The organism is Streptomyces sp. NPDC006193, from assembly GCF_040613915.1.
Lineage (GTDB): Bacteria > Actinomycetota > Actinomycetes > Streptomycetales > Streptomycetaceae > Streptomyces.
The window spans coordinates 47777-69912 of the sequence record NZ_JBEXTB010000010.1; the positions used below are offsets into that span (position 1 = coordinate 47777).

Annotated in this window: 18 protein-coding genes and 1 tRNA gene; 7 read left to right on the forward strand and 12 right to left on the reverse strand. The window is 73.5% G+C overall.

What is annotated here, in order from left to right; translation table 11 throughout:
- Nucleotides 1–69: 69 nt before the first annotated feature.
- On the forward strand, nt 70–837 hold the full coding sequence (locus ABZ261_RS12810; protein WP_356858297.1) for a response regulator transcription factor: 768 nt from the start codon (nt 70–72) through the stop codon (nt 835–837).
- Here the strand turns inward: ABZ261_RS12810 and tamR are convergent.
- Entirely contained in the window at nt 796–1293 is a 498-nt protein-coding gene (gene tamR, locus ABZ261_RS12815; protein WP_356858299.1) for a MarR family transcriptional regulator TamR, read from the reverse strand. The two genes, ABZ261_RS12810 and tamR, sit on opposite strands and share 42 nt — an antisense overlap.
- Before the next feature lie 104 nt (nt 1294–1397).
- Here tamR and ABZ261_RS12820 point away from each other — a divergent pair, with 104 nt between their 5' ends.
- Nucleotides 1398–2210 carry a trans-aconitate 2-methyltransferase gene (locus ABZ261_RS12820; protein ID WP_356858301.1) on the forward strand — a complete coding sequence of 271 codons (813 nt, stop codon included), beginning with the start codon at nt 1398–1400 and terminating at the stop codon, nt 2208–2210.
- Nucleotides 2211–2240: 30 nt separating this feature from the next.
- Here ABZ261_RS12820 and ABZ261_RS12825 read toward each other — a convergent pair whose 3' ends face one another.
- Together ABZ261_RS12825 and ABZ261_RS12830 are read right to left on the reverse strand one after the other, a co-directional pair.
- The gene (locus ABZ261_RS12825) at nt 2241–2915 is read right to left on the reverse strand and encodes a TetR/AcrR family transcriptional regulator (RefSeq protein WP_356858302.1); all 675 of its coding nucleotides are present in this window, start codon (nt 2913–2915) and stop codon (nt 2241–2243) included.
- Nucleotides 2912–3916, reverse strand: coding sequence for a fatty acid desaturase (locus ABZ261_RS12830; RefSeq protein ID WP_356858303.1), 1005 nt, complete (start codon nt 3914–3916; stop codon nt 2912–2914). The genes ABZ261_RS12825 and ABZ261_RS12830 overlap by 4 nt, the downstream gene beginning before the upstream one ends.
- A gap of 302 nt (nt 3917–4218) precedes the next feature.
- Here ABZ261_RS12830 and ppc point away from each other — a divergent pair, with 302 nt between their 5' ends.
- Entirely contained in the window at nt 4219–6951 is a 2733-nt protein-coding gene (ppc, locus tag ABZ261_RS12835) for a phosphoenolpyruvate carboxylase (RefSeq protein WP_356858305.1), read from the forward strand.
- A 74-nt stretch (nt 6952–7025) separates the two neighbouring features.
- Here the strand turns inward: ppc and pth are convergent, their stop codons facing one another.
- The 6 genes from pth to ABZ261_RS12865 form a co-directional block, all read right to left on the reverse strand.
- A complete protein-coding gene (gene pth, locus ABZ261_RS12840) occupies nt 7026–7628 on the reverse strand; it encodes an aminoacyl-tRNA hydrolase (protein ID WP_356858307.1) in 603 nt (200 codons plus the stop codon).
- A 75-nt stretch (nt 7629–7703) separates the two neighbouring features.
- Complete coding sequence (locus tag ABZ261_RS12845; protein ID WP_356858309.1) at nt 7704–8297, reverse strand: 50S ribosomal protein L25/general stress protein Ctc; 594 nt, start codon at nt 8295–8297, stop codon at nt 7704–7706.
- A 205-nt stretch (nt 8298–8502) separates the two neighbouring features.
- Nucleotides 8503–9483, reverse strand: a complete 981-nt coding sequence (locus ABZ261_RS12850) for a ribose-phosphate diphosphokinase (RefSeq protein WP_356858311.1) — start codon at nt 9481–9483, stop codon at nt 8503–8505.
- A gap of 168 nt (nt 9484–9651) precedes the next feature.
- Complete coding sequence (gene glmU, locus ABZ261_RS12855; RefSeq protein WP_356858313.1) at nt 9652–11100, reverse strand: bifunctional UDP-N-acetylglucosamine diphosphorylase/glucosamine-1-phosphate N-acetyltransferase GlmU; 1449 nt, start codon at nt 11098–11100, stop codon at nt 9652–9654.
- Between the two features lie 135 nt (nt 11101–11235).
- Nucleotides 11236–11306: transfer RNA gene (locus tag ABZ261_RS12860), tRNA-Gln, on the reverse strand.
- 6 nt (nt 11307–11312) lie between these two features.
- Entirely contained in the window at nt 11313–12086 is a 774-nt protein-coding gene (locus ABZ261_RS12865; protein ID WP_356858315.1) for a hypothetical protein, read from the reverse strand.
- A gap of 166 nt (nt 12087–12252) precedes the next feature.
- On the opposite strand from ABZ261_RS12865, the gene ABZ261_RS12870 reads away from it, so the two are divergent.
- Entirely contained in the window at nt 12253–13566 is a 1314-nt protein-coding gene (locus ABZ261_RS12870; RefSeq protein WP_356858317.1) for a histidine kinase, read from the forward strand.
- Between the two features lie 100 nt (nt 13567–13666).
- Here ABZ261_RS12870 and ABZ261_RS12875 read toward each other — a convergent pair whose 3' ends face one another.
- Together ABZ261_RS12875 and ABZ261_RS12880 are read right to left on the reverse strand one after the other, a co-directional pair.
- The gene (locus ABZ261_RS12875) at nt 13667–14197 is read right to left on the reverse strand and encodes an SUKH-3 domain-containing protein (RefSeq protein WP_356858319.1); all 531 of its coding nucleotides are present in this window, start codon (nt 14195–14197) and stop codon (nt 13667–13669) included.
- Nucleotides 14198–14249: 52 nt separating this feature from the next.
- The gene (locus ABZ261_RS12880; RefSeq protein ID WP_356858321.1) at nt 14250–14765 is read right to left on the reverse strand and encodes a YwqJ-related putative deaminase; all 516 of its coding nucleotides are present in this window, start codon (nt 14763–14765) and stop codon (nt 14250–14252) included.
- 285 nt (nt 14766–15050) lie between these two features.
- Here ABZ261_RS12880 and ABZ261_RS12885 point away from each other — a divergent pair, with 285 nt between their 5' ends.
- The 3 genes from ABZ261_RS12885 to ABZ261_RS12895 all read left to right on the forward strand — a co-directional run bounded on the left by ABZ261_RS12885 (nt 15051) and on the right by ABZ261_RS12895 (nt 20154).
- A complete protein-coding gene (locus tag ABZ261_RS12885; RefSeq protein WP_356858323.1) occupies nt 15051–16091 on the forward strand; it encodes an SMI1/KNR4 family protein in 1041 nt (346 codons plus the stop codon).
- Between the two features lie 10 nt (nt 16092–16101).
- On the forward strand, nt 16102–18972 hold the full coding sequence (locus tag ABZ261_RS12890; protein WP_356858325.1) for an SUKH-4 family immunity protein: 2871 nt from the start codon (nt 16102–16104) through the stop codon (nt 18970–18972).
- A 297-nt stretch (nt 18973–19269) separates the two neighbouring features.
- Nucleotides 19270–20154, forward strand: a complete 885-nt coding sequence (locus ABZ261_RS12895) for a cellulose-binding protein (protein ID WP_356858327.1) — start codon at nt 19270–19272, stop codon at nt 20152–20154.
- 57 nt (nt 20155–20211) lie between these two features.
- On the opposite strand, the gene ABZ261_RS12900 is transcribed toward ABZ261_RS12895, so the two are convergent.
- Nucleotides 20212–21708, reverse strand: a complete 1497-nt coding sequence (locus tag ABZ261_RS12900; protein WP_356858329.1) for an MFS transporter — start codon at nt 21706–21708, stop codon at nt 20212–20214.
- Nucleotides 21709–22136 lie beyond the last annotated feature (428 nt).

Here is a 22136-nt window from a genome sequence, read left to right on the forward strand (position 1 = left end):
CGCGCGGGTCGTCGGTCTGTGGACCTTGGTCATCCCCTGCTCCGTGCGGAGCCCGGGGAAGGGGGTTTCGTGGTGCGCATCCGAGTCCTGGTCGTGGACGACCACCGCATCTTCGCCGAGTCGCTGGCCGCGGCCCTGGCCGCCGAACCGGACGTGGACGTCTCCGCCGCCGGCAGCGGCCCGGCCGCCCTGCGCTGCCTGGAGCGCGCCGCCGGCGAGGGCCGCCGCTTCGACGTCCTGCTGGTCGACGCCGACCTCGGCGGCGCCCTGCCCGGCGCCCGCCCGGCCGTGCCGGTGCAGGCGGGCGACGAGGAGGCCCTGGTCGACGGGATCTCGCTCGTCACCGGCGTCCGCGCCGCCCATCCCCGTGTCCGGGTCGTCGTCCTCGCCGAGAAGGACGACCCGCGCCGCGCGGCCCTCGCGCTGCAGGCCGGCGCCTCCGGCTGGGTCGCCAAGGACTGCTCCCTGTCGCGGCTGCTGACGGTGATCCGGGGCGTGCTGCGCGACGAGACCCATCTGCCGCCGCCGCTGCTGACCGGCGTGCTCAGGGAGCTGACGGCCGCGCGCAGGCACCGCACGGAGAGCGAACGGCTGGTGGAGTCCCTCACCCCGAGGGAGCGGGAGGTGCTGCGCTGCATGGTCGCCGGGCTCGGCCGCAAGGCCGTCGCCGAGCGGCTGTTCCTCTCCCCGCACACCGTCCGCACCCATATGCAGAACGTCCTCGGGAAGCTGGGCGTGCACTCGACGCTGGCCGCGGTGGCGCTCGCCCGGCGGGCCGGGGTGGGGCCGGTGGACCTAACCGGGGATGTTGTCGAACGGGGCGGTCAGCTGGCGTAGCAGCCCGGCCAGTTCGGCGCGCTGGGCGCCGGACAGCTCGGCGAGGATGGCCCGCTCCTGCTCCAGCAGGCCGGCCAGCGCCTGGTCCGCGCGGTCCCGGCCCTCGTCCGTCAGCCGGACCAGCACACCCCGCCGGTCGCTGGGGTCGGGCAGCCGCTCGACCAGGCCCTTCTTCGCCAGCCGGTCGATCCGGTTGGTCATCGTGCCCGAGGTGACCAGGGTCTGGGTCAGCAGCTGGCCCGGGGAGAGCTGGTACGGCGTCCCGGCGCGCCGCAGCGCGGTCAGCACGTCGAACTCCCAGGGCTCCAGCTGGTGCTCGGCGAAGGCGAGCCGGCGGGCGCGGTCCAGGTGCCGGGCGAGTCGGCTCACCCGGCTGAGCACTTCCAGCGGCTCCACGTCGAGGTCCGGACGCTCCCGGCGCCACGCTGCGACCAGCCGATCGACCTCGTCCTCCATGGAGATCAGTGTAGTGGTTGTGTCGACGTAGAGTCTCTTGATGCAAAGCCTCTCGGCATCAAGCATCTTGACGACGAGAGAATCCGCCGGGGAAGGTGAGGGACATGACGACGCCCGCCTGGGATCCCGCCCAGTACCTCCGCCACGCCGGCCACCGCGCCCGGCCCTTCGCCGACCTGCTCGCCCGCATCCCCCCACTGCCCGGCGCCCGGCCCCGCATCGCCGACCTCGGCTGCGGCCCCGGCAACGCCACCGCCCGGCTCGCCGGACGCTGGCCCACGGCGCACATCACCGGCTACGACGACTCGCCCGAGATGCTCGGCGCCGCCCGCGCCGGCCACGAGGGGCCGACCGCCGGGGGAGGCCGGCTCGACTTCGCCCACGCCGACGTGCGGACGTGGACGCCCGGCGAGCCGCACGACCTGATCGTCTCCAACGCCACCCTCCAGTGGGTGCCCGGCCACGCCGACCGCTTCGCCGACTGGACCGCCGCCCTCGTACCCGGCGGCGTCCTCGCCTTCCAGGTCCCCGACAACCTCGACGCCCCGCTGCACGTCCTGATGCGCGAACTCGCCGCCACCCCCCGCTGGCGCTCCCGTCTCGCCGGCGTGCTGCGCCGCACCGACTCCGTGCACACCCCGGGCGCCTACCTGGACCGCCTGGCCCGCCTCGGCTGCGCGACCGACGTGTGGCGGACGACGTACCTCCACGTCCTGCCCGGCGAGGACCCCGTCCTGGACTGGGTGAAGGGCACCGGTCTGCGGCCCGCCCTGACCGCGCTCGCCGACGACCCGGAGGCCCGCGACGCCTTCCTCACCGCCTACCGGGACCTGCTCCGCGAGGCCTACCCGAGCGCCCCGTACGGCACGGTCCTGCCGTTCCGGCGGCTGTTCGCGGTGGCCGTGAAGGAGGCGTGAGCACGCGTCCTCCACGGCCGGGCGCCGCCGTCAGCTCTTGCGGTGCCCTATCAGCCGCGGCCTCGGCTCCAGCCCGTCCAGGCCGTGCCACGCCAGGTTCACCAGGTGCGCCGCCACCTCCGCCTTCTTCGGGCGCCGCACGTCCAGCCACCACTGGCCGGTCAGCGCGACCATGCCGACCAGGGCCTGCGCGTACAGCGGGGCGAGCTTCGGATCGAAGCCGCGGCTCTTGAACTCGCGGCCCAGGATGTCCTCCACCTGGGTGGCGATGTCGGAGATGAGGGAGGCGAAGGTGCCCGTGGACTGGGGGATGGGGGAGTCCCGCACCAGGATGCGGAACCCGTCCGTGTACTCCTCGATGTAGTCCAGGAGGGCGAACGCCGCCTGCTCGCACAGCTCGCGGGGGTGGCCGGCGGTCAGCGAGCCGGTCACCATGTCCAGCAGACGCCGCATCTCGCGGTCGACCACCACCGCGTACAGCCCCTCCTTGCCGCCGAAGTGCTCGTACACCACCGGCTTGGACACCCCGGCCTTCGCCGCGATCTCCTCCACCGACGTGCCCTCGAAGCCCTTGGCCGCGAAGAGGGTGCGACCGATCTCCAGCAGCTGCTGGCGGCGCTCGGCACCGGTCATACGGGTCCGGCGGGTCCGCCGTTGCTTGTCATTGCCTGCACTGCTCGAGTCGGTCGCCACGGCGTCCATCATGCCGCCTCGGCCGTCTCCTTCCGCCGCCGGTCGCCGCCCTCCCCGGTGTTGCGGCGGGAATCGATACGCGAGCGTGACGGCCAGCGCACGTCGTACGCCCAGCCGAGCAGCTCGAACCAGCGGATGAGGCGGGCCGAGGAGTCGATCTGGCCGCGCATCACACCGTGCCGCGCCGAGGTCGGGTCGGCGTGGTGCAGGTTGTGCCAGGACTCACCGCAGGACAGGACCGCCAGCCACCAGACGTTGCCCGAACGGTCCCGCGACCTGAACGGCCGCTTGCCGACCGCATGGCAGATCGAGTTGATCGACCACGTCACGTGGTGCAGCAGCGCCACCCGGACGAGCGAACCCCAGAAGAAACCGGTGAACGCGCCCCACCAGGACATCGTCGCCAGACCGCCGATCAGCGGCGGCAGCCCCAGGGACACGACCGTCCACAGCACGAACTGGCGGGAGATCGTCCGGATCGTCCTGTCCTTGATCAGGTCCGGCGCGTACTTGTCCTGCGGCGTCTGCTCCTCGTCGAACATCCAGCCGATGTGCGCCCACCACAGGCCCTTGATCAGCGCCGGGACCGTCTCCCCGAACCGCCACGGCGAATGCGGGTCGCCCTCGGCGTCGGAGAACTTGTGGTGCCTTCGGTGATCGGCCACCCAGCGCACCAGGGGGCCCTCCACGGCCATCGACCCCATGATCGCCAGCGCGATCCTGAGGGGCCGCTTGGCCTTGAACGAACCGTGGGTGAAGTACCGGTGGAAACCGATCGTGATGCCGTGGCACCCCAGGAAGTAGAAGAAGACCAGCAGGCCCAGGTCGAGCCAGCTCACCCCCCAGCCCCAGGCCAGCGGCACGGCCGCCACCAGTGCCAGGAACGGCACCACGATGAACAGGAGCAGCGTGATCTGCTCGATCGAACGCTTCTGCTCGCCGCCCAGGGTGGCGGACGGGGGTGTGTCGGTGGCCTTGCGGGCTTCTTCGATCACATCGGAACTAGAGGTCATACGCGTCCCCTGTGGGGTCGAGGGTCAAGACAGGCGCGGGCCGCCGGGACCGGGAGGGCCTCGACGACCCTTTCCCTACGGTTCCGTAACCTACGGAATCGTAAGTATGACAGTGTGCGGAGCGGCGGCAAGAGCCCCAGAGCCTGCGCGTCCACCGAGGCACCTATCCTTGGACTCGGTCGGACAGCGCGGTCCGCTGAAGTTTCCTTCCCGGACGCTCCGGCCCCTATGCGGCACCCGCCGCCTGGTAGCCGGCCGGGTTCCCTCCCAGACGAGCTTCAACACTGCAAGGAGCCGCACCTGTGAGCAGTGCCGACGACCAGACCACCACGACCGGCAGCGCGCTGCGCGCCGACATCCGCCGGCTGGGCGACCTCCTGGGGGAGACCCTCGTCCGGCAGGAGGGCCCCGAACTCCTCGAACTCGTGGAGAAGGTCCGCCGCCTCACCCGCGAGGACGGCGAAGCCGCCGCCGAACTGCTGCGCGGCACGGAACTGGAGACCGCGGCCAAGCTGGTCCGCGCCTTCTCCACCTACTTCCACCTGGCCAACGTCACCGAACAGGTGCACCGCGGCCGGGAACTGCGCGCCCGGCGCGCCGCCGAGGGCGGCCTGCTCGCCCGCACGGCCGACCGGCTCAAGGACGCCGACCCCGAGCACCTGCGGCAGACCGTCCAGAACCTCAACGTCCGCCCGGTCTTCACCGCCCACCCCACCGAGGCCGCACGCCGGTCGGTCCTCAACAAGCTCCGGCGCATCGCCGAGCTCCTGGACACCCCCGTCCTCGACTCCGACCGCCGCCGCCACGACACCCGCCTCGCCGAGAACATCGACCTGGTGTGGCAGACGGACGAACTGCGGGTCGTCCGGCCCGAGCCCGCCGACGAGGCCCGCAACGCCATCTACTACCTCGACGAACTGCACGCCGGCGCCGTCGGCGACGTCCTCGAGGACCTGACCGCCGAACTGGAGCGCGTCGGCGTCAAGCTGCCCGACGACACCCGCCCCCTCACCTTCGGCACCTGGATCGGCGGCGACCGCGACGGCAACCCCAACGTCACCCCCCAGGTCACCTGGGACGTCCTCATCCTCCAGCACGAACACGGCATCAACGACGCCCTGGAGACCATCGACGAGCTGCGCGGGCTGCTCTCCAACTCCATCCGCTACGCCGGAGCCACCGAGGAACTCCTGGACTCCCTCAAGGCCGACCTCGAACGGCTCCCCGAGATCAGCCCCCGCTACAAGCGCCTCAACGCCGAGGAGCCCTACCGGCTCAAGGCCACCTGCATCCGGCAGAAGCTGGAGAACACCAAGCAGCGCCTCGCCAAGGGCACCCCCCACGAGGACGGCCGCGACTACCTCGGCACCGGCGAACTGCTCAGGGACCTGCGGATCATCCAGACCTCCCTGCGCGAACACCGCGGCGGCCTGTTCGCCGACGGCCGCCTCGCCCGCACCATCCGCACCCTCGCCGCCTTCGGCCTCCAGCTCGCCACCATGGACGTCCGCGAACACGCCGACGCCCACCACCACGCCCTCGGCCAGCTCTTCGACCGGCTCGGCGAGGAGTCCTGGCGCTACGCCGACATGCCCCGCGAGTACCGGGCCAAGCTCCTCGCCAAGGAACTGCGCTCCCGCAGGCCCCTCGCCCCCACCCCGGCACCCGTCGACGCGGCCGGGCAGAAGACCCTCGGCGTCTTCCAGACCGTCAAGAAGGCCCTGGAGGTCTTCGGCCCCGAGGTCATCGAGTCCTACATCATCTCCATGTGCCAGGGCGCCGACGACGTCTTCGCCGCCACCGTCCTCGCCCGCGAGGCCGGCCTCGTCGACCTCCACGCCGGCTGGGCCAAGATCGGCATCGTCCCCCTCCTGGAGACCACCGACGAGCTGCGCGCCGCCGACACCATCCTCGAGGACATGCTCTCCGACCCGTCCTACCGGCGCCTGGTCGCGCTGCGCGGCGACGTCCAGGAGGTCATGCTCGGCTACTCCGACTCCTCCAAGTTCGGCGGCATCACCACCAGCCAGTGGGAGATCCACCGCGCCCAGCGCCGGCTGCGCGACGTCGCCCACCGCTACGGCGTGCGCCTGCGCCTCTTCCACGGCCGCGGCGGCACCGTCGGCCGCGGCGGCGGCCCCTCCCACGACGCGATCCTCGCCCAGCCCTGGGGCACCCTCGAAGGCGAGATCAAGGTCACCGAGCAGGGCGAGGTCATCTCCGACAAGTACCTCATCCCCTCCCTGGCCAGGGAGAACCTGGAACTGACCGTCGCGGCCACCCTCCAGGCCTCCGCCCTGCACACCGCGCCCCGCCAGTCCGACGAGGCGCTCGCCCGCTGGGACGCGGCCATGGACGTCGTCTCCGACGCCGCCCACGCCGCCTACCGGCGCCTGGTGGAGGACCCCGACCTCCCGGCGTACTTCTTCGCCTCCACCCCCGTCGACCAGCTCGCCGACCTGCACCTCGGCTCCCGGCCCTCCCGCCGCCCCGACTCCGGCGCCGGCCTCGACGGCCTGCGCGCCATCCCCTGGGTGTTCGGCTGGACCCAGTCCCGGCAGATCGTCCCCGGCTGGTTCGGCGTCGGCTCCGGCCTCAAGGCCCTGCGCGAGACCGGCCTGGACACCGTGCTCGACGAGATGCACCAGCAGTGGCATTTCTTCCGCAACTTCATCTCCAACGTCGAGATGACCCTCGCCAAGACGGACCTGCGGATCGCCCAGCACTACGTCGACACCCTCGTCCCCGACGAGCTCAAGCACGTGTTCGACACCATCAAGGCCGAGCACGAGCTGACCGTCCGCGAGGTCCTCCGCATCACCGGCGAGAGCGAACTCCTCGACGCCCAGCCCGTCCTGAAGCAGACCTTCGCCATCCGCGACGCCTACCTCGACCCGATCTCCTACCTCCAGGTCGCCCTGCTCAAGCGCCAGCGCGACGCCGCGGCCGCCGGCGCCGAACCCGACCCGCTGCTCTCCCGAGCCCTGCTCCTCACCGTCAACGGCGTCGCCGCCGGCCTGCGCAACACCGGCTGACCCCGCAACGGCCGAAAGGGTGCCCCCGAGGTCCTCGGACCCCGGGGGCACCCGCGTTCCCGGCACCGGACGCGTCAGGAGTTGTACGCGCTCTGCGCCCGCTGAAGACCCTCCGTCACCAGGCACTCCACCGCGTCCGCCGCACGGTCCACCAGATAGTCGAGCTCCTTGCGCTCCGCCGAGGAGAAGTCCTTCAGCACGAAGTCGGCCACCTGCATCCGCCCCGGCGGCCGGCCGATCCCGAACCGCACCCGGTGATACCCCGGCCCCATCGCCTTCGTCATCGACTTCAGACCGTTGTGCCCGTTGTCACCGCCGCCCAGCTTCAGCCGCAGCGTGCCGTAGTCGATGTCCAGCTCGTCATGGACCGCCACCACCTGCGCGAGCGGCACCTTGTAGAAGTCCCGCAGCGCGTTCACCGGCCCGCCCGACAGGTTCATGTACGACATCGGCTTCGCCAGCACCACCCGGCGGCCGGCCGGCCCCACCGGACCGATCCGCCCCTCCAGCACCTGGGCCTGCGCCTTGCCCGCCCGCTTGAACTTCCCCCCGATCCGCTCGGCGAGCAGATCGGCCACCATGAAACCGACGTTGTGCCGGTTCGCGGCGTACTCCGGCCCGGGATTGCCGAGCCCGACGATCAGCCAGGGGTCACTGGCGGGGGTGGTCACGTCCATGTCTCCTTGATACGCGCCAGCCGCCGCTCCCGGCGAGGGAAGCAGCGGCTGACCGGTCGACGACGACGGCGAGGATCAGGCCTCGGCCGCCTCCTCACCCTCGGCGGCCTCGCCCTCGGTCTCCTCGACCTGGGCCTGCAGCACCTGCAGCACCACCGCGTCCTCGTCCACGGCCAGGGTCACGCCGCTCGGCAGGGCGATGTCCTTGGCCAGGACGGAGGCGCCGGCCTCCAGGCCCTCGATCGACACGGACACCTGCTCCGGGATGTGCGTGGCCTCGGCCTCGACCGGCAGCGCGTCCAGGACGTGCTCCAGCAGGTTGCCGCCCGGGGCCAGCTCGCCCTCGGTGTGCACCGGGACCTCGACCGTGACCTTCTCGCCCCGCTTGACCAGCAGCAGGTCGACGTGCTCCAGGAAGCCCTTCAGCGGGTCGCGCTGCACGGCCTTCGGGATCGCCAGCTCGTTGGACTTGCCGTCGATGTCCAGGGAGATCAGGACGTTCGGGGTACGCAGCGCCAGCAGCAGGTCGTGACCCGGCAGGGTCAGGTGCAGCGGCTCGGAACCGTGGCCGTACAGGACACCCGGAACCTTGTTGTCACGGCGGATGCGACGGGCGGCGCCCTTGCCGAACTCGGTGCGGGTCTCGGCGGTGAGCTTCACCTCGGACATGCGGATCACTCCTCGTAGGAAATCGGAACGGACGTGGTCACCCGGCCACGAACGGCCTGCTACGAAGAGCGCGTCGATAACGGACCGCCATGCCCGCACACACGGACACGGCCTCCCTCGCCGAGCAACTCCAGCAGTTTACTCGGAGGGGAGGCCGCACCCAAAAGGATCTCCAGCTAGCCCCGGCAGGAGCCGCGCAGAAACCTCACTGCTCGTCGAAGAGGCTGGTCACCGACCCGTCCTCGAACACCTCACGCACCGCGCTCGCGATCGTCGGCGCGATCGACAGCACCGTGATCTTGTCCAGCTCGCGGTTCAGCTCACCCGGCGTCGGCAGCGTGTTCGTGAACACGAACTCACTCACCCGCGAGTTCTTCAGCCGGTCCGCGGCCGGACCCGACAGCACACCGTGCGTCGCCGTCACGATCACATCCTCCGCACCGTGCGCGAACAGGGCGTCGGCAGCCGCACAGATCGTCCCACCCGTGTCGATCATGTCGTCGACCAGCACGCACACCCGGCCCTTGACCTCGCCCACGACCTCGTGGACCGTCACCTGGTTCGCCACGTCCTTGTCACGCCGCTTGTGCACGATCGCCAGCGGCGCACCGAGCCGGTCGCACCACCGGTCCGCCACCCGCACCCGGCCCGCGTCCGGCGACACGACCGTCAGCTTCTCCCGGTCCACCTTCTTGCCCACGTAGTCCGCCAGCAGCGGCAGCGCGAACAGGTGGTCCACCGGCCCGTCGAAGAAACCCTGGATCTGGTCCGTGTGCAGGTCCACCGTCAGAATCCGGTCGGCGCCCGCCGTCTTCATCAGATCCGCGATCAGACGCGCCGAGATCGGTTCACGACCCCGGTGCTTCTTGTCCTGCCGCGCGTAACCGTAGAACGGCACGATCACCGTGATCGAACGCGCCGACGCGCGCTTCAGCGCGTCGATCATGATCAGCTGCTCCATGATCCACTTGTTGATCGGAGCCGTGTGGCTCTGGATCAGGAAGCAGTCCGCACCACGCGCCGACTCCTGGTAACGGACGTAGATCTCACCATTGGCGAAGTCGAAGGCCTTCGTCGGGACGACCCCGACACCCAGCTGCTGGGCGACCTCCTCGGCAAGCTCGGGGTGGGCGCGGCCGGAGAAGAACATCAACTTCTTCTCGCCGGTCGTCTTGATCCCGGTCACAGCACAGTCTCCTCAGAGGTTGTCTCAGCCAGCCGGCTGCTCGGCGACCTCTCGGCTGGGCATGAGAGGCCGTATCAGCTGGTAGGGGTGCAGTGCACAACGGCGCAGGTCCACGTGCGCGCATGTGCACTTATCACGGTACGCCGTGTTTGGCGCACCCGTTTCCGGTCAGTCCTCGCTCCCACCACGCCGGGACGCCGCCTCGGCCGCCTTCGCCGCAGCGCTCCCCGGACGCTTGCGCGCCACCCAACCCTCGATATTCCGCTGCTGACCGCGGGCCACGGCCAGCGAACCGGGCGGCACATCCTTCGTGATCACGGACCCGGCAGCCGTGTAGGCGCCGTCCCCGACCGTGACAGGAGCCACAAACATGTTGTCCGAACCCGTCCGGCAATGCGACCCGACGGTGGTGTGGTGCTTGTCCTGACCGTCATAGTTCACGAACACACTGGCGGCGCCGATGTTCGTGTACTCACCGATCGTCGCGTCCCCCACGTACGACAGGTGCGGGATCTTCGTCCCCTCACCGATCGACGCGTTCTTCGTCTCCACGTACGTACCGATCTTGCCCTTCGCGCCCAGCCGCGTACCGGGCCGCAGATACGCGTACGGCCCCACACTCGCCCCGGCGCCGATCCGGGCCCCCTCGGACACCGTGTTGTCCACCCGGGCGCCCGCCCCCACCCGCGTGTCCTTCAGCCGGCTGTTCGGACCGACCTCCGCGCCCTCGGCCACGTGCGTCGACCCCGTCAGCAGCGTGTTCGGATGCACCACCGCGTCCTGCCCGAAGGTGACCGTCACATCCACCCAGGTCGTCGCCGGGTCCACCACCGTCACCCCGTCGAGCATCGCCCGCGTCAGCAACCGGTCGTTCAGGATCCGGCGCGCCTCGGCCAGCTGCACCCGGTTGTTGATCCCGGCGATCTCCCGGTGATCGGCGGCCACCGAGGCCCCCACCCGGTGCCCGGCCTCCCGCAGGATCCCCAGCACGTCCGTGAGGTACTCCTCACCCTGGCTGTTGTCCGTCCGCACCTTCTTCAACGCGTCCGCCAGCAGCGCCCCGTCGAACGCGAACACCCCGCTGTTGATCTCCGAGATCGCCCGCTGGGCCTCGGTCGCGTCCTTGTGCTCCACGATCGCGGTCACGGCGCCCGTCGCCCGGTCCCGCACGATCCGGCCGTACCCGGTCGCGTCCGGCACCTCGGCGGTCAGCACGGTCACCGCGTTGCCGTCGGCGTGGTGCGTCCCGGCCAGCCGCCGGAGCGTGTCCGCGGTCAGCAGGGGGGTGTCCCCGCAGACCACCACGACGGTGCCGTCCACGGCCCCGCCCAGCTCCTCCAGGCCCATCCGCACCGCGTGCCCGGTCCCCTTCTGCTCCGCCTGCACGGCCGTCCGCACGCCCGGGTCGATCTCGGCCAGGTGCGCGGTGACCTGCTCGCGGGCGTGGCCCACCACGACGACGAGCTGCTCGGGGTCCAACTCGCGGGCGGCGGCCAGCACATGGCCGACCAGGGAACGGCCGCAGATCTGGTGCAGGACCTTGGGTGTGGCCGACTTCATACGGGTGCCCTCACCCGCTGCGAGAACGACGACGGCTGCCGGGCGGATGGCGCTCACGGGGTTGCCCTTCGGCTCTGGATGGGTGGGGGTGACAGCCGCAGGATACCGGGGGGCGAAGCACCCCATACGAGCACGGGCCCCGGCGGTGGGATCGCCGGTCGGGAGCCGGAGCCGGGTGGCGTGTGCCGTGAGCTCCCGGGGGAGGACTCGAACCCCCATGATCAGAACCAAAATCTGACGTCTTGCCCTTAGACGACCCGGGATTGCCGCTATGTCCGATTCGCTGGATCGGCAGCGGTGGCAGCCCCTACTATGCCGTACCACCAGCCTTCGATGCGACGGTACAGCTCGGCGCTCTTCCGGACGGTGACGACCAGGCAGCCGCGATAGCCCTCGGCGGTGTTCTTCCGTACGGTGTTCGGGTTGTGCCGTTTCAGGGTCGTCTTGCCGAAAGCGCCGGGATCGGCCCCGACCAGGTCCGCCCAGTACCTCTCGGCGCCCGCGACGTCGGCGGACTCGTGGATCATCACCCGGTAGCCCACGGTGTCGCGCTCCACTCCGAGCAGGTCGAGCCAGGCCAGGAACAGGCGGATCACGGCCGGGTCGCTGTTGACGAAGGCGACGCGCTCCCGGCGGGCGTGGGGCTTGTCCTTGGTGCCCTCGGCCCAGTAGAGGGCGACGCCGGCGATGAACAGCTCACGGTCGGACAGCGCGCCGATCTCCCTTGCCGCCGCTGCCTTCGTCCGCCGCCGCGCCTCGTCGCGGAGCGCCAGTTCGTGATCCCACCTCATGCGCGCCGCGTGTCTCGCCTGCTCCGCCGGTCCGCGTCGCTCCGGCCTCGGCAGGTCCCGCACCCACAGCGAGACCGAACTCTTCGAGCACCCCAGTTCGGCCTGGATCCGGTCGTACGTCCAGCCCCGGAGCCGCAGCTCGCGCGCCCGGGTCCGCAGGTCGTCCCTGGCCCGCGGGTGCCTGCTGGGCGGGGCGATGGCCTGTCGGTGGAGGCTCTCGACATCGGTGGGGCGGGCGGGGGTATGGGTCATGGGCATACCGTCCGGACGGAATGGTGTGTTCCGTGGTCGAACGGGGACGGTTCACCGGTTCGGGGGACAGTGGGCGGTTTCGAGGCCGTTCGGTCACCGGGGGTGGTGTGTGGAGGTAGGCGAAACTCACCGGAAAAGCCGCACCCGCCGCCCGTAGGCTGGAGCCATGACCACGACGGGGGAAGACCACACCAGGGCTCTGACCGGCCCCTGGTGGTGGACACGGTGGCGCAGCGCGGTGCTCGACGGGAGTCTCGCGCTGGCGTCGGCGGCGGAGTGCGCCGCGGAGGGGATTCCGTTCGCGCGGGACGCGGGGATCCCGGCGTCGGTGGCGATCGTCTTCGGGGTGATCGCCGGCGCGGTGCTGCTGGTGCGGCGGAAGTGGCCGGTCGCCGTGGTCCTGGTGGCGATCGCGATCACGCCGGCGCAGATGGGGTTCCTGCTCGGGGTCGTGGGGCTGTACACCCTGGCCGCGTGCGAGGTGCCGCGGCGGATCGTCGTCGCGCTGGCGGGGATGTCGCTGCTGGGCACGGCGGTGGTGACGTTCGTGCGGGCGCGGCAGGACATGGCGCGGGGGGATCTGACCCTCGGTGACTGGTTCGTGCCGTTCGCGGCGGTCACGACGGCGCTGGGGCTGACGGCTCCGCCGGTGCTGCTGGGCCTGTACGTGGGGGCGCGGCGGCGGCTGATGGAGAGTCTGCGGGAGCGGGCGGACTCGCTGGAGCGGGAGCTGCAGTTGCTCGCGGAGCGGGCGGAGGAGCGCGCCGAGTGGGCGCGGAACGAGGAGCGGACGCGGATCGCGCGGGAGATGCACGACGTGGTGGCGCACCGGGTGAGTCTGATGGTGGTGCATGCCGCGGCCCTGCAGGCGGTGGCGCGCAAGGATCCGGAGAAGGCGGTGCGGAACGCGGCTCTGGTGGGGGACATGGGCCGTCAGGCGCTCACCGAGCTGCGGGAGATGCTCGGGGTGCTGCGGGCGGGGGAGGGCGCCGGCCGGCGTGCCGCCCCGGTGCCGGCGGCGGCGGTGGGGGAGGCCGCGGTGGCGGCGGCTTCCCGGGTCGCGGAGGCGGAGCACGCGGCGGAGGGGCCGTGGCTGGAGGAGCTGGAGGAGCTGGTCGGGCAGTCGGCCGCCGCGGGGATGGTGGTGGATCTGTCGGTGGAGGGGGAGCCGCGGCGGTATGCGGCGGAGGTCGAGCAGACGGCGTACCGGGTGGTGCAGGAGGCGTTGACGAACGTCCACAAGCACGCGGCGGGCGCGAAGACGTATGTGCGGCTGGCGCACCGGGCGTCGGAGATCGCGATGCAGGTGGAGAACGAGCCGCCGCCGGAGCCCGCGTCGGCGTCGGCGGCGGGGCTGCCGTCGGGCGGGAACGGTCTGCTGGGGATGCGGGAGCGGGTCGTGGCGCTGGGCGGTGTGTTCGTGTCGGGGCCGACGGACGCGGGCGGGTTCCGGGTGTCGGCGGTGATTCCGGCGGCGTAGGCCCCCTTTCCCGGCCGGTGGCGTGGGGTCGGCCGGTGGCGTGTCCTCGGCCGCTGGCGTGCTCCTCGGTCGCTGTCGTGTCCTCGGCCGGTGCCGGTGTTCAGCCGGCGGTGAGGCGTACGGGGGGGATGCCGGTGACGAGGGTGGCCAGGGCGTGGTCGAGGTCGGGGCCGAGGTACCAGTCGCCGGTGTGGTCGATGGCGTAGACGCGGCCCTCGGCGTCGATGGCGAGGGCGGCGGCGGTGTCGGTCTCCTCGCCGAGGGGGCAGAGCTCGGTGCCGAGGGCGCGGCCGAGGTCGCCGAGGGTGCGGGCGAGGTGGAGGCCGTGCAGGGGGTCGAGGTGGAGGGTGGCGGGGGCGATCTGGCGGCCGGGGCCGGTCGGGGTGATGGTGAGGCCGCCGAATTCGGCCCAGGCTTCGACGGCTGCGGGGAACACGGTGTGCCGGTGTCCGGCGGGGGAGGTGTGTGCGCGCAGGGTGTCGGCCCAGATCTCGGCCTGCTGTATGTCCCAGCGTCCGGGGTGCCAGCCGGCGGCGCGCAGGGCGGCGTCGACGGGGACGGGGAAGCGGGGTGGGGCCGCCCCCTGCACGAGTGGAGCCGGGTGCGGGGAGGAGGTGCGGTCGGGGTGCATCTGCCCTTCGTTCGTCGTGCTCGCGGGGTGGTACGGGGGTGGTCGGCGGTGTTCAGCCGCCGGTCGGGGTGGGGTCGACGATGCGGACGCCGAAGTGGGCGCTGAGGGCGGTGCAGGCGCGGCAGGGGGCGGCGAAGCTGCCGTGGAGGGGGTCGCCGTCCTCGCGTATGCGGCGGGCGGTGAGTTTGGCGTGTTTGAGGGCTTTGCGGGCTTCGCCGTTGGTCATGGGTCTGCGGGCGGCGCGTCTGCTGCGGGCCGCGTCGGCGGCGGCGAGGTGCCGGGAGATGAGGATGGTCTCGGCGCAGCGGCCGGTGAAGCGGTCGCGCTGGGCGCTGGTGAGGGTGTCGAGGAAGTCCTGGACGAGGGGGTGCAGGGCGGGGGGCCGGTCGCCGCGGGCGGCGGTGCCGGTGAGGGTGGTGCCGCGGACGGAGAGGGCGGCGGCCACGGCGGGCAGGATGCCGTCGCGGCGGTGCCGGAGCGCGGGGGCGGGGGGTGTGTCGGCGCCGCTCCAGTCGATGCGAGGGTCGCCGGCCCGCATGTCGGCCCCTCCGGTCTGCAAGGTGTTCATGGTCGTTCTTCCTCCCCGGGCATCCCCCCGACGGACACAGGGTGCCAAATGCCGTGGCCGGGGGGGAAGCTGGGGCGGTGCGACACGCCCGTGCAAGAGTGAGTGGTGACGGCGGGGTGACGGGGGGTCACTCCGGCGGGCGAGTGGTCGCGGTGTCGGCGCAGGGGTGGGGTCCGCGGGGACGCGGTGGGCCGGTGACCGGGGTGCGGGTACCGCATAGGCTGTCGGCGTCCGCGATCGACGACGCCGTTCAGGCCAGAGACAACGCCGCAGGGGGCAACCGCCATGACGACAGGTCGGCTCGGGCTGGGGGCGCCGTCCAGCAGCCAGGCCGGGGGACGGGCCGCGCCGCCGAACGCGGCCTATGCGGGGCAGGTCGTGCACTTCCCGGATCCGGTCCGGGCGGCGCGTCATCCGCGGGGGGTGCGGGTCGATGAGCGCGGTTACCCGGATTTCTCGCCGTACGCGCGTGTGGCGGTGGAGATCGCCGAGCCGCCGGAGGGGTTCGGGGTCGACGAGCTGCGGCTGACGGACTACGTGTCGGCGAACGCGGCGCTGGCGGCCGCGGGGCACGCGTTGTGGGACACGGTGCCGGACGTGGCGACGCCGCACGGCTGGACGTGGCACCACGTGGCGGGGACGCGGCGGCTGGAGCTGGTCCCGGTCGAGGTGAAGGCGTTGCTGCGGCATCACGGCGGGGTGGCGACGGCGCGGGTGGACCACGGCAAGCGGGGGACGCGGCCGTTGCAGGAGGCGCGGCCGGCGCACTTCCGGCTGCCGAAGTCGGGTGTGGCGGTGACGGAGGCGCAGGTGCAGGGGGTCGAGGAGGAGCTGGGCTACCGGCTTCCCGGCGCCTACCGTTCGTTCCTGAAGGCGGCGGGCGGCTGTGCGCCCGTCGGCACGGCGCTGGACGCCGGGTTGGGGCTGCTGCTGGACCAGCCGTTCTTCACGGTGCGGGACGAGGCGGCGGTCAACGACCTGGTGTACGTGAACAAGTGCCTGCGCGACCATCTGACGAAGGATTACCTGGGGGTCGCTTTCGTGCAGGGCGGGCTGCTCGCGGTGAAGGTGCGGGGCGAGCGGGCCGGCTCGGTGTGGTTCTGCGCGTACGACGATGTGCGGGACGTGGATCCGTCGTGGTCGCCGGCGGAGCGGGTGGAGCGGCTGCTGCTGCCGTGCGGTGACGATTTCGACGTCTTCCTGTCCCGGCTGGCGGGTCATCCGCCGGAGCTGGAGACGGTGGCGAATCTGATGGTCGACGGTGGTTTCGCGCGGGTCGTTCCGGTGTCCTCCGGTGCGGCGTCGTCGGATCCGGCGGGGGAGTGAGCTGCGGACGATGGTGACCTACGCGCAGGCGCAGGAGCGCGCCGAGGAGTGGATCAACGGTGATGTGCCCGCGTACCAGCACCGTGAGGTGCGGGTGCGGGAGTTCGACCTGGGTTTCGTGGTGTGGGGCGAGGACCGGGCGGAGGGTCCGCGTGCGGACGCGGGCGGTCAGCGTCTGGTGATCGCTCGGGACAGCGGGGAGGCGACGCTGTGGCCCGCTCTGCCGGTGGGTGAGGTGATCCGCCGGTACGAGGAGGAGTACGGCCGCGGCGACGAGGTCCGGGACGCGGCCGCGGCGCCGGCCGCCCGGGTCGATCTGAACCAGACGTCCTTCCTGCTGACCCCTCCGCAGTGGCTGCAGGAGGCGGCGGACAAGCTGGGGATCCCGGGCGGCGGGCCGGAGGCCGCCGCCGGGGGTTCGGGCCGGGTTGCGGCTGCGTCGCCGGCGTCCGGGGCGCAGGCGGGGGCGTCCGCCGGCGACGGGGGGCGCGGGTCCGGCGGCGGGGCGGCGCCGGACGCGGAGCCGCCGGGCGGGGCCGGGCCGGCGCGGACGCAGGCCGGGATGCCGGGCGCGTCCGGGGTTACGGCTGCGCCGCCGGCGTCCGGGGCGTCCGCTGCCGTGGACGCGCCGCCGGGGGCCACGCCGTGGGCCGGTACCGACACGAACGCGGACGGCGGTGAGGACGACCGTTCGGTGCCGCTGCCCGCGACGGTGTTCGCGCCGCCGCTCAGCGACGCGGACGGCGGGGCGCCGCGTCCGCGGGGGGCGGCGCCGGACGCGCCGACGGCGTTGCTGGCGGGCGGCAGCCAGCTGCCGCCGACGACGGTCGCGCCGGCGCTCGACGTGCCGCACGCGCCGGGAGTGCAGGACTCCGCGCCGGGCGCGCCGGGCGCCTGGCAGGGCGGCACGCCCCCTTCGCCGTCCGGTGCGCCGGCGTACGGGCAGCCGCAGGCGCCGGGGGCCGCGGGCACACCTCCCGCGGGCGTGCCCACCCAGGCTCCGGCGCAGGGCGGCACGCCGCCCGCCCCGCCGCACGGTTTCCCGCAGGGACCCGGGGCTCCCCAGGGTGCTCCGGAGCGGGGGCTTGCGCCGCATGCCGGGGACATCGCGGACGCCGCGACGAGCAAGGCGGCGCCGCCGCCGAGGAAGGCGCGCGGTGGTGTGGGCGCGCCGCCTCCGCCGCCGGGCGCCCCGGGAGCGCCGGGCGTGCGCCCAGGGGGCGCGGCGGCACCGCCCGCGCCGGGTGGGTCCGGGGCGGGGTACGTGCCGACGCAGCTGGTCTCGGCGCTCGGTCCGGAGGGGTCCGGAGACAGCGCCGCGCCGGCCGGTCCGGGGAGCGCGGACGGCGGGCAGGCGCCGGGTGCGCCGCACGCTGCGGGTGCCCCCGCCTCGCCTGCGGGAGCTCCGGGCGGCACGCCTCCGGGCGGCGTCCACCACGCGGCCACCATGCTGTCCGGTCCCGGCCGCGCGCCCGGCGCGCCGCAGCCTCCGGGCGCCCCCCAGCCGCCCCACGCCCCGGGAGCCCCGGGCGGCGGCGTGCATCATGCGGAGACGGTGCTGTCCGCCCCGCCGGTGACCGGCCCGGGCGCGCCCCCGCCGCCCGCCCCCGGCATGCCCCCGGCCGCTCCGGGTGCTCAGCCGCCGGTGCCGGCCGGTGCCATGCCGCCGCCGGGTGCGATGCCGCCGCCGGGGATGCCGGCCGGTGCGATGCCGCCGCCGGGTGCGATGCCGCCGCCGGGGATGCCGGCCGGTGCGATGCCGCCGCCGGGGATGCCGGCCGGTGTGATGCCGCCGCCCGGGATGCCGGCCGGTGTCATGCCGCCGCCGGTGCCGCCGGGTGCGATGCCGCCGCCGGGCGGCCCCGTGCCGGGGCAGCCCCCCGCGTACGGGCATCCGCAGCAGGCGCAGCCGACGGTCGGCCCCGGCTACCAGGCCGTGCTGCGCTACCGCGCGCAGGACGGCTCGGAGCAGCAGCTGATCCGGCGTTCGGCGCCGGGAACGCCGCACCCGGAGTGGCAGATCTTCCACGAGCTGCGGGCGATGAACGTGCCGCCGGACCAGGTGCTGGAGCTGCACACGGAGCTGGAGTCGTGCGAGCTGCCGGGCGCCTACTGCGCGCGGATGATCCGGGAGCAGTGGCCGCAGGCGCGGATCACGAGCATCGCGCCGTACGGCACGGACCACGCGAGCCGGCAGGAGGGCATGCAGCAGCTCCTGGTGCACCAGGGCGAGCTGCACCAGGTGGCGGACGGTCCCGCGCGGCCGGCGCCGGTGCGGGCGCCGCTGCCGCCGGTGCAGGCCGCGCCGCCGCTGCCGCCGGAGGCGATCGCGCAGGAGCTGGCGGCGGCGTTCGGGCCGGGGATCTTCCGGTTCGAGCAGCAGGCCGTGTCCCGGCAGGGCGTGCCGCCGGTCGTGGCGCACACCCTGGTCGTGGCGGGGCTGCCGCTGGACATGGGCCCGTTCTTCTGGGCGCAGGCCCAGCCGGGCCGGCCGGTGCCGACGCTGGCGGAGCTGGCCGCCGAGCGCGGGGTGCAGCCTGCCGCGGACGCGGCGTCGTACCTCGTCATGGGGACCGACTTCGGCAAGGCGGTCTGTGTGCAGTACGGCACGGCGAACATCGTGGCCGTGCCCGTGGAGGCGGGGCCGGGCGGTGCGCCGGTGCCGCCGCAGTTCGTGAACACCGGCCTGCCGGAGTTCGTCCGCTGCCTGGCGCTGCTGGGCCGGATGTGGCGGCTGCGGTACGGACTGAACCAGGAGCAGGCGGGCCGCTGGACCGTCGACTTCCAGGCGCAGCTGGCCGCCCTGGACCCGGCGGCGCTCGGTTCGCCGGAGAGCTGGTGGTCGGTGCTGCTGGAGCAGATGTGGGACGGGCTGCTGTAGCCGCCGCCCGTACGGTCCGCACCGGCCCGGTGTGAGCCCTCGTGCCCTTCACGCGTGCTGCGTGGAGGGCACGACGCGTTCCCGGGCGGCGTCCGTGCGGTGCGCCCGTTCGGCGCACGGCCGTCACCCTCCGGTGGCGGGCGCTTCGGGTGAACGTCCGCCGCACCGCTCCCGGCGTGCGGGCTTCCGGCCGTGACACGGCTGCGGAGTGTCGCGTTATGAACACTTACGCCCTGTCCATCAAGATGTGCGCGAAATCGTCCTGTCGTGTATGTCCGGTGGAGAGGGGTTCCCAGGGTGAGCAGCGCATCGATGTCGCCGCACGGCTTCGTGACCGTCCGGCGCGGTTACCGCCCCGCCCAGGTGAACGCGTACCTGGAGGCGCTGTCCGAGGACCGCGACGCCGCGTGGGAGCGGGCCGCCCGGCTGACCGTGCTCGCGCGGGAGATGGAGGCGGAGGCCGTGCGGTCGCGCGAGGCGGTGGCCCGGCTGGAGCCGCAGACGTACGAGACGCTCGGGGAGGGCGCCCGGAGCCTGTTCCAGCTGGCGCTGGAGGAGGCGGCGGCCGTCGGGGAGCGAGCGCGGCAGGAGGCCCTGGACCGGCTCGCGCAGGCCGAGGCGTACGCCGAGCGAGTGCGCCGGGAGGCGCGGGAAGCCGCGGACGCGCTCCGCGCGGAGGCCGACGAACGCGCCCGCCAGCTGCTGCTCGCCGCGCGCGCCGAGGCCGACGGCATCCGCGTCGGCGCCCGGCGGGAGGTGAAGGAGCGGCGCGGTGAGGCCCTCGCGGCACTGCGGGACGTGCGGCAGCGCACCGCCGGCGTCCTCGACGAGCAGGCCCGGGAGCACGCCGGACGGTGGGCCGAGGCCGAACGCGAGGAGGCCGAGCGGATCGCGGCGCTGGACGCCCGGCACGCCGAGCGGGCGAGCCGGGCGGAGGCCGGGCTGTGCGACGCCGAGCGGGCGCTCGGGGAGGCCGGGGAGTACGCGCGCCGCTGCGAGGAGGAGGCGCGCGCGCGTGCCGACGAGATCGTCGCCGGGGCCCGTGCGCAGGAGGAGCGCATTGCCCGGGAGACCGAGCGGGTGCTGCGTGAGCACGGGGAGACCTGGGACGACGTCCAGGCGCACATGGACTCCGTGCGCGACCGGCTCATCTCGCTCACCGGCAGGGCCGCCCTCGAATAGCCGCGGGCGCACCCGGCGCACCCGGCGCACGTGTCGCTGCTGCGCCGGGGCGGGCGCTCACTGCGTGCGCACCGGGAACCGCCGCGGGGCCACCACCAGCAGCACCGCGAACGCCAGCGCCGCCGCGCCCGCCGCGCCGAGGTACACCGCGTGCACCGCCTCGGCGATCGCCCGCCGGGTGGCCTCGGGGGCGGGGCCGGCGTCCAGCGCGCGCGTGACGGAGTCCAGGTCGCCGGCGCCGCCGAGGCGGGCGGCCAGCACCCCGTTGGCGACGGCGCCGAACAGGGACGCGCCCACGGTCTGCCCGGTCTGCCGGCAGAACAGCACCGACGCGGTGGTGGTGCCCCGCTCCGACCAGCCCACCGTGGACTGCACCCCGACGATCAGCGGCAGCTGGAACAGCCCCAGCGCGCCGCCCAGCAGCAGCATCAGCAGCGCCGGCTGCCACCAGGACCCGGGGTACGGCAGGAAGGGGAAGGCGCACAGGATCAGCGCCGCCAGGCCGATGCCGAGCAGCGCGGTGTCCCGGAAGCCGATTTTGCGGTAGACGTGCTGGCTCAGGGCGGCCGACACCGGCCAGCTGAGCGTCCACACCGACAGCACGAACCCGGCGGCCACGGGCGCGAGTCCGAGCACCGACTGCGCGTACGTCGGCAGGAACACCGCCGGCGCCACCATCAGCAGTCCCAGCGCGCCGAGCGCCAGGTTGACGGCCGCGATCGTCCGGCGCCGCCACACCCAGCCGGGGATGATCGGCTCCGCGGCCCGCCGCTCCACGGCCACCACCACGGCGAGCAGGGCGAGGCCGGCGCCGAACAGGAGCAGCGACGGCGCCGACAGCCACGGCCAGGCGACGCCGCCCTGCACCAGCGCGGTCAGCAGCACCCCGCCGCACGCGAACACCGCGAGCGCGCCGGCCCAGTCGACGCGTGCGCGGCGCGCGCTCTCCCGCTCCGGCTCGTGCAGATGACGGACGACCAGCCACAGCGCGGCGGCGCCGATCGGCAGGTTGACCAGGAAGATCCAGCGCCAGTCGGCGTACGCGGCGAGCACGCCGCCGACCGACGGACCGGCCACCGCGGAGACCGCCCAGACCGTGGACAGCTTGGCCTGGATCTTCGGCCGCTCCGCCAGCGGGTACAGATCGGCCGCCAGTGTCTGCACCGTGCCCTGCAACGCCCCGCCGCCCAGGCCCTGCACGATGCGGAACGCGATGAGCGCCCCCATGTTCCAGGCCGCCGCGCACAGCAGCGACCCCAGCAGGAACACGGCCGCGCCCACCACCAGCACCGGCTTGCGGCCGAAGGTGTCGGACAGCCTGCCGTAGACGGGGAGCGTGACGGTGACGGCGAGCAGATAGCCGGAGAACAGCCAGGAGAAGACGGAGAACCCGCCCAGGTCGCCGACGATCTGCGGCACGGCCGTGGAGACGACGGTGGCGTCGAGCGCCGCCAGCGCCATCGTCAGCATCAGCGCGGCGACCACCGCCCGCCGCCGCCGGGTGTCCTGCCGCCGGCCGGCTCCGTCGCGAATCGCCGGTGTCGTACCCCCCACCGCACATCCCTCCCGTGGTCCCGGCCGGGACGCCGTCCCGTGCCCCGTGTCCCCTGCACCCGTCACCGGGACGCAAGCTTCCCACGGGCACGGTGACTTGACCCTGACGCGACGGCAGGGTGGAGGCTCACCGCACCGGAGGGGGGAGACGGCTGCCGCGACGGCTCCTCCCGTCGGTGGAGCACCCCTAGGGGTGTCTCCGTACCCCGGCTCGGGGAGGGGTCGTCCTGGCGGAGGACGCCCTGGGCCGGGCGCCGTCCTTAACCTGGCTTCACGCCGCTGGGGGGCGGCGGACCGCACCGGCGGGGGTGGGGTTTTCCCCCCGGAAGGACGGGGCCGCGCACCAGCGCGCGACGCCTCGCCGGCCGCGAGACTGATCGACGTGAACAGGACGACCCCCCGAGCCGGGGCGGCGTCCACCGACTTCG